At 70.2% G+C, this 7149-nt stretch carries 8 protein-coding genes; 5 read left to right on the top strand and 3 right to left on the bottom strand.

The features are described from left to right. Positions 1 to 32 precede the first annotated feature (32 nt). The 4 genes from AB2385_RS16330 to AB2385_RS16345 are packed head-to-tail and all read left to right on the top strand — an operon-like array spanning position 33 to position 2754. Positions 33 to 383, top strand: coding sequence for a biotin/lipoyl-containing protein (locus AB2385_RS16330; protein ID WP_367656079.1), 351 nt, complete (start codon positions 33 to 35; stop codon positions 381 to 383). Continuing rightward, positions 383 to 697 (top strand): hypothetical protein, encoded by a 315-nt coding sequence (locus AB2385_RS16335; protein ID WP_367656072.1) that lies wholly within the window; start codon positions 383 to 385, stop codon positions 695 to 697. The genes AB2385_RS16330 and AB2385_RS16335 overlap by 1 nt, the downstream gene beginning before the upstream one ends. Before the next feature lie 32 nt (positions 698 to 729). After that, positions 730 to 2079, top strand: coding sequence for an acetyl-CoA carboxylase biotin carboxylase subunit (gene accC / locus AB2385_RS16340; protein ID WP_367656073.1), 1350 nt, complete (start codon positions 730 to 732; stop codon positions 2077 to 2079). Positions 2080 to 2133: 54 nt separating this feature from the next. Beyond that, on the top strand, positions 2134 to 2754 hold the full coding sequence (locus AB2385_RS16345; RefSeq protein WP_367656074.1) for a 5-formyltetrahydrofolate cyclo-ligase: 621 nt from the start codon (positions 2134 to 2136) through the stop codon (positions 2752 to 2754). Between the two features lie 74 nt (positions 2755 to 2828). Here the strand turns inward: AB2385_RS16345 and AB2385_RS16350 are convergent, their stop codons facing one another. The 3 genes from AB2385_RS16350 to AB2385_RS16360 all read right to left on the bottom strand — a co-directional run bounded on the left by AB2385_RS16350 (position 2829) and on the right by AB2385_RS16360 (position 6369). Further along, positions 2829 to 3344 carry a hypothetical protein gene (locus AB2385_RS16350; protein WP_367656075.1) on the bottom strand — a complete coding sequence of 172 codons (516 nt, stop codon included), beginning with the start codon at positions 3342 to 3344 and terminating at the stop codon, positions 2829 to 2831. Positions 3345 to 3481: 137 nt separating this feature from the next. Next, positions 3482 to 4975: a glycerol kinase GlpK gene (gene glpK / locus AB2385_RS16355; RefSeq protein ID WP_367656076.1), complete on the bottom strand. Its 1494-nt coding sequence runs from the start codon at positions 4973 to 4975 to the stop codon at positions 3482 to 3484. Positions 4976 to 5115: 140 nt separating this feature from the next. After that, positions 5116 to 6369, bottom strand: a complete 1254-nt coding sequence (locus tag AB2385_RS16360; RefSeq protein ID WP_367656077.1) for a Glu/Leu/Phe/Val dehydrogenase — start codon at positions 6367 to 6369, stop codon at positions 5116 to 5118. Positions 6370 to 6643: 274 nt separating this feature from the next. Between AB2385_RS16360 and AB2385_RS16365 the strand changes: the two genes are divergently transcribed. Then, positions 6644 to 7149: ATP-binding cassette domain-containing protein (locus AB2385_RS16365; protein ID WP_367656078.1), on the top strand; the 506-nt coding region annotated here is incomplete at its 3' end.

The raw sequence follows: 7149 nt of genomic DNA on the forward strand, positions 1-7149 counted from the left end.
GCCATGCGGCCGCACCGCAGGTGGGGCTCGGCGTGGCCCCGGCGGCGGCCGGCCGCGCCGCAGCGACTCCGGCCGCCGCACCCGCCCCGGCGGGCTTCGCCGCGGCATCCGCTGCCGCCGCGGCCCCGTCCGCCGCATCTGCGGCGCCTGCGGGCCAGGCGACCGGCGAGGGCATGTCGGTTTGCGCCCCGCTGCCCGGCATGGTCGTCGAGGTGAAGGTGGCCGTGGGCCAGCAGGTGCGGGAGGGCGACGTGGTGGCGGTCCTCGAGGCGATGAAGATGGAGAACGACATCACCAGCCCCTACTCCGGAACCGTGAAGCAGGTGCTGGTGGAGAAGGGCGCCTCGGTCGGCATGAACGACCCGCTGGTGGTGATCGGCTGATGGCGGCCCATGAGCGTGCGCAGCTCCCGGCGGAGATCGTGGCCGTGATCACGGCGGCCATCGCCGCGGCGCTGGACCGGCCCCTGGGGAGCTTTGCTATCCGGTCGATCACGCCGGCCGGCCCCGGGCCGGGAACGACCGGGTTTGGCCCCGCCGGGGGGGCCGGAGGCGGAGCGCCCGTCTGCCCGGCGGCCGGCGGGAGGATCCTGGCCGGGCCGGCGGCGGCCGCAGTGGGGGCGGGCAGCGGCTGGGCCCGGGCCGGCGTCGTGCAGGCGCACCTCGTACGGGCGCAGTTCGGCAGTCGCACCCGGTAGCGGGGTGACACCAGGGGAGGGGGAGGCAAGGCATGTTCCAGAAGATCCTGATCGCCAACCGGGGCGAGATCGCCATCCGGATCATCCGGGCCTGTCGCGAGCTGGGGATCAAGACGGTGGCCGTCTACTCCGAGGCCGACCGGGACGCCCTGCACGTCCGCATGGCCGACGAGGCGCACTACATCGGCCCGGCGCCTTCGAACCAGTCGTACCTGTCGGTGCCGGCGATCATCACCGCGGCGACGGCCAGCGGCGCCGACGCCATCCACCCGGGCTACGGCTTCCTTGCCGAGAACCCGTTCTTCGCGGAGGCCTGTCGCCAGTGGAAGATCGCCTTCATCGGCCCCAACCCGGAGGCCATCCGGGCGATGGGCATGAAGGACGCTTCGAAAGCACTCATGAAGAAAGCCGGGGTGCCCACCATCCCCGGCTCGGATGGGCTGGTCACCAGCGAGGCGGACGCCCTGGCGGTGGCGGAGGAGATCGGCTACCCCGTGATGGTGAAGGCCACGGCGGGCGGCGGCGGGCGGGGCATCCGCATCGCCCGGAACGCCGAGGAACTGGTGCAGGCGCTGCAGAAGGCGGCCAGCGAGGCCGGGGCGGCCTTCGGCAACGCGGCCGTGTTCGTGGAGAAGTACATTGAGGTGGGTCGCCACATCGAGGTGCAGGTGCTGGGCGACCAGCACGGCAGCATCATCCACCTGGGCGAGCGCGAGTGCTCGCTGCAGCGCCGCCGGCAGAAGGTGCTGGAGGAGGCGCCGGCCCCGTTCCTCCCCGAGGAGACCAGGCAGCGCATCCGCGAGGCGGGGGTGCGGGCGGCGAAGGCGGTGGGTTACGACAACGCCGGCACGGTGGAGATGATCTACGACGAGCTTTCCGGGGAGTTCTACTTCCTGGAGATGAACACCCGCATTCAGGTGGAGCACCCGGTGACGGAAGCGGTGACGGGCATCGACCTGGTGAAGGCGCAGATCCGGATCGCCGCGGGCGAGCCGCTGCCCTGGAAGCAGGAGGACATCGTCATCCGGGGCCACGCCATCGAGTGCCGCATCAACGCCGAGGACCCCGACAACAAGCTCTACCCCTCCACCGGGACGGTCACCGCCCTGGAGGTCCCGGGCGGCCCCTGGACCCGCTGGGACGGCATGCTCTTCCCGGGGTACAAGGTGATGCCCTTCTACGACTCGCTGATGGGCAAGCTGATCGTGTGGGGCGAGGACCGGGCCGACGCCATCGCCAAGATGCAGCGGGCCCTGGCCGAGTTCCGGGTCGAGGGCATCAAGACCACAGTGCCCATGCACCAGCGCATCCTGGCCTCGGCGGACTTCCGGGAGGGCCGCTTCTCCACCGAGTGGCTGGAGGGATTCCTGGGGCTGAAGTAGAAAAGGGCCGGGCAGTGAGCCCGGCTCTTGTTCGTGACGGGGAGGCCATCGCACGTGGACGTGGACAAGCAAGCCATCCGGCGGCGGCTGATTGCCGCCCGGCAGGCCCTGGACCCCGCGGAACGCACCCGCCTGAGCCTGGCGGCCCAGGAGGCCCTGCTGGCGCTGCCGGAGTGGGCCGGGGCGGAAAGCGTGCTTCTGTACCTGCCGGTGCGCGGGGAGGTCGACACCGCACACCTGGTGGCTGCCGCCCTCGATCAGGGCAAGCGGCTCCTGCTCCCCCGGGTGGAGCGGGCGGCCCGGCGGCTGGCGCTGCACCGGTGGAGCGGCAGACAGGATGACCTGGCCCCCGGCGCCTTCGGCATCCCGGAGCCCCGGCCCGACCTGCCCCGGGAGGACCCTCTGGCCGTCGACCTGGCGGTGGTGCCGGGGGTTGCCTTCGACCCGCAGGGATACCGGCTTGGCTACGGCGGCGGCTACTACGACTGGGCCCTGCCGGAGATGGTTCGGGCCGTGAAGATCGGCCTGGGCTACGGCTTCCAGGTGGTCCCGACGCTGCCGGCGGAGGCCCACGACGTGCGGCTCGACGCCCTGGCCACCGAGGGCGGGGTACTGCGGTTCCCGCCCGAGGGGCCCCCGGAAGCCGCGGACGGCCCCAGGGGCTACAGCTGCTGACCGGAACCGGGTGGCCCGGCCAGTCGGGCAACCGGCCGCTGGCCCTTGCTCCGCCGGGCCAACTTCTCTCCCGTCTACGCCTTTACCTGCTCCACCCACTCCGGCTGCACGGGGATGCCGTGCTCGGGAAACGTGGCGACCTGCGGCACGTAGTAGAAGTTCATGTTGGGATTCCGGCCGTACCAGGCCCGCACCCGTTCCTCGGTCCAGATCTGCGCCGCCCCCTCGAGGGCCGCAGGGGTGAGGGGGAGGACGGTGCGCCGTCCGTCCAGCTCATACGTCAGCACCGCGCACTCGGCCGGGATGGCCGAGACGGGCACCGCGATGCGGGTTCGGCTGAAGAGCCGGGATCCGGGGAGTTGCCGGAAATCGATGGGCGTGAAGTAGACGCCCGAGTTGCGGAAGGGACCCAACAGGGGCTCGGCCCACTGGGCGTACACCCAGCGGTAGAACGACTCGGTCCGGCGCCAGCGCTCCGACTCAGGGAAGGCGCTGGCCGGCAGGAGCCCCCGCTCCAGGATGCTCGGCAACACGTCGTCGCCGCTCAGCAGATAATGGTACACCACGTCGGTGCGACAGACAGTTGGCAAGAGTGGATCACCTCGGCCGCTTGAATACGACGGCCACCCACGGCGATCCTGCAGGCGCCTTGCCCATCGCACAAGCAAAGAGGCCGGAGGCATACGCCCCCGGCCTCACGTCTGTCTGCCTGCGAAGCTCCGCTGCCTTACTCGGCCCAGCTGCGGGCCCGGTCCACGGCCCGCCGCCAGCCGGCGTAGCGGCGTTCCCGCTCCTCCTCGGGCATGGCCGGCGTGAAGGCCCGGTCCAGGGCCCACTTGTCGGCCAGCTCGGCCTGGCTGCGCCAGAAGCCGGTGGCCAGCCCGGCCAGGTAGGCGGCGCCCAGCGCAGTAGTCTCCGCGATCTGCGGCCGCTCCACCGGCACGCCGAGGATGTCGGACTCGAACTGCATCAGGAAGTTGTTGGCCACGGCCCCGCCGTCGACCTTCAACCGGTTGAGCCGGATGCCGGAGTCGGCCTCCATCGCGCCGACCACGTCGCGGACCTGGTAGGCGATGGACTCCAGCGTCGCCCGGGTGATGTGCGCCCGGCCCGTGCCCCGGGTGAGGCCGACGATGATGCCCCGGGCGTACATGTCCCAGTACGGGGCGCCCAGGCCCACGAAGGCGGGCACCACGTAGACGCCGCCCGTGTCCGGCACCGAGAGGGCCAGCGCCTCCGAGTCGGCCGAGCGGTCGAAGAAGCGCATCTCATCCCGCAGCCACTGCACGGCGGCGCCGCCGATGAAGATCGAGCCCTCCAGGGCATACTCCACCCGGCCGCCGATGCCCCAGGCGATGGTGGTGAGCAGCCCGCTGTGCGAGGGCACGGCCCGCTCGCCGGTGTTCATCAGCAGGAAGCAGCCGGTACCGTAGGTGCTCTTGGCGTCGCCCGGGCGGAAGCAGGTCTGGCCGAAGAGCGCCGACTGCTGGTCGCCCGCGACCCCGGCGATGGGGATGGAGGCCCCCAGCACCGCCGGGTCGGTCTCGCCGTAGATGTGGCTGGAGGGGAGGGCCTGGGGCAGCATGGAGCGGGGAATCCCCAGTTCGGCCAGGATCTCCTCGTCCCAGTCCAGGGTGTGGATGTTGAAGAGCATGGTGCGCGAGGCGTTGGAGTAGTCGGTGGCGTGCACCCGGCCGCCGGTCAGGTTCCAGATGAGCCACGAGTCGATCGTGCCGAAGCGCAGCCGCCCCTGGGCGGCCTTCTCCCGGGCGCCGGGTACGTTGTCGAGGATCCACTTCACCTTGGTGCCGGAGAAGTAGGCGTCAATCACCAGGCCTGTCTTGGCCCGGATGCGGTCGCGCCAGCCCCGCGCCGCCAGGTCGTCGCAGATGGGGGCCGTACGCCGGCACTGCCACACGATCGCGTTGTAGACCGGCTCGCCGGTCTCGGCGTCCCAGACCACCGTGGTCTCGCGCTGGTTGGTGATGCCGATGGCCGCGACCTCATCCAGGCGCACGCCGGTCTTCTCCAGCACGCCCCGGATCGTGCTCAGCTGGCTGGACCAGATCTCCCGGGGGTCGTGCTCCACCCATCCCGGTTGCGGGAAGATCTGACGGAACTCCTGGCTGACCTGCCCGACGGGGCGGCCGTCCCGGTTGAAGAGGATTGCACGGGAAGACGTGGTGCCTTGATCGAGCGCCAGTACATACTGCCGTGTCACTTCTCGTCTACCCCCTACAGGCCGGGCGCCCGCCCAGCCCAACTTGCACTTGGAAGCATGCACCCGGCGTGTGACCGGGACGGGCTCGCCGGCTTGGTACCCACCGCCATGGCGGCCGGAAGCCTTGTGGATGGGGATGGCTACGCCGGCACCCACCCGCGTTCGATCATGCCGGTGGCCAGGCGGTCGACGGCGTACAGATAGGCGCCGTCACGCATGGAGACGTTGTACCGCTGGCTGTACGACAGGACCGCCGCGAAGGCCTCGGTCATGTAGCGGTCCAGCCGGCGCTGCACGGCCCGCTTCGACCAGCGCAGCCCGCCCTGCTGACCCTGGACCCATTCGAAGTACGACACGGTGACGCCGCCGCCGTTGGCCAGGATGTCCGGCACGTGCAGGATGCCGCGGTCGGCCAGCACCGCCGCCCCCTCGGGGGTGGTGGGCCCGTTGGCGCCCTCCACCACGATGGGTGCCTGGACCTTCGCCGCCACCTCGGCGGTGATCTGCCCCTCCAGGGCGGCCGGCACCAGCACGTCCACCGGCAGGGCGAAGAGCTGCTCGTTGGTGATCGGGTCAGCCTGCGGGAAGCCCGCCACGCCGCGGTTCGCCTGGGCGTAGGCGGCCAGCGCCGGCACGTCGAGTCCGCCCTCCCGGTAGACGCCGCCGGTGATGTCGGTGACCGCCACCACCTTCGCACCCATGCTGGTCAGCGCCTCCACCGCGCCCCGGCCGACGTTGCCGAAGCCCTGCACGGCCACCCGGGCGCCCCTCAGGTCGATGCCCCTCACCCGGCAGGCCTCACGCGTCACGTAGGCGATGCCGAGGCCGGTGGCGCCGGTGCGGCCCTCGATGCCGCCCAGGTTCAGGCTCTTCCCGGTGAACACCGAGAAGTCGATGACGTTGGACTGTTTCAGGTACTCATCGAGCATCCAGCCGATGATGCGGGAGTTGGTGTTCACGTCCGGCGCCGGGATGTCCTTCTCCGGCCCGAGCATGTCCTTGAGCCCGCGCACGTAGCCCCGGGCGATCTGCTCCACGACGGAGGCGGGCAGCGTGGTCGGATCGCAGATCACGCCGCCCTTGGCGCCGCCGTAGGGCAGGCCCAGCACGGCGTTCTTCAGGGTCATCAGCATCGCCAGCGCCTCGACCTCTTCCTTCGTCACGTTCGGGTGGAAGCGCACCCCGCCCTTGAAGGGCCCGAAGACGGCGGCGTGCTGTGAGCGGTATCCGAGGAAGGTCTCGACCGAACCGTCGGGCATGGTGACGGCGATGTGAACCTCGAGGGTGCGCCGCGGGTTGCGCAGGACCTTGTAGACGTTCTCCGAGTGCCCCAGCTTCTCCACCGCCCGGCGGATGGTGTCCTGGGTGTCCCGGAAGAACTCCTGGCCAGTCATGAAAGACTTCCTCCCTTCATTTGTTGCAGGCCACGATCCCTTCCAGTTGCATGCCACGACTCTGTTCAAGTTGCCAGCTATGACCCTATGTAATGTTCAGCAAGTGAGGGCTGGGCTCCTGCGTCGCGCAGGGGTCGAGCCCGCTTTTCTTGCATAAACCTCAGTCTCTTGTCCCGTGCCGAACCTGGCGGATTCCCCGCAAGATTTCTATGCAAGTTTGGAACCTCGGGTTCGGGACTTACGTCTCCAATACCCGCATCTGTGGAAGGGAGGATTGCGGCTCCTGGCCACCCTCCGGCCCCGGGCGGAGGAGGTGGAGGCGGTGAAGTCCATCGACCTCTCGGTGGAACGGGCCGAGACCCTGGCGTTCATCGGGCCCAACGGCGCCGGCAAGTCGACCACCATCAAGATGCTGACGGGCATCCTCCACCCGACGGGCGGCACCGCCACGGTGCTCGGCCTCACGCCCTGGAAGCAGCGGCAGCGGCTCGCCTTCCGCATCGGGTCGGTCTTCGGCCAGAAGTCGCAGCTCTGGCGTCACCTGCCGCCGGTGGACACCTTCAACCTGCTGGCCCGCATCTACGAGCTGGACTGGACTTCGCACAGCGGGAGTGTCAGCTTTCAGCACGCCCCTGGCGGTGCACCGTACTGCATTTTGACAGTCGCTCCCTGGCGCCGCTCTCGCGACCGTCACAGAAACGGTCTCGAACCGGTTCAGGTTGACGGGGGCCGCCTGGAAGACCTGTCGGACAGGCCCACGTGCCCGCTTCGCACAGCGGG

Source organism: Symbiobacterium sp., from assembly GCF_040797425.1.
GTDB lineage: Bacteria > Bacillota > Sulfobacillia > Symbiobacteriales > Symbiobacteriaceae > Symbiobacterium.

What these genes read in the sequence shown, in the direction of transcription:
- AB2385_RS16335 (WP_367656072.1), top strand. Translation starts at nt 383, where the DNA reads ATGGCGGCCCATGAGCGTGCGCAGCTCCCGGCGGAGATCGTGGCCGTG.
- AB2385_RS16360 (WP_367656077.1), bottom strand. Translation starts at nt 6,369, where the DNA reads ATGACTGGCCAGGAGTTCTTCCGGGACACCCAGGACACCATCCGCCGG.
- accC (WP_367656073.1), top strand. Translation starts at nt 730, where the DNA reads ATGTTCCAGAAGATCCTGATCGCCAACCGGGGCGAGATCGCCATCCGG.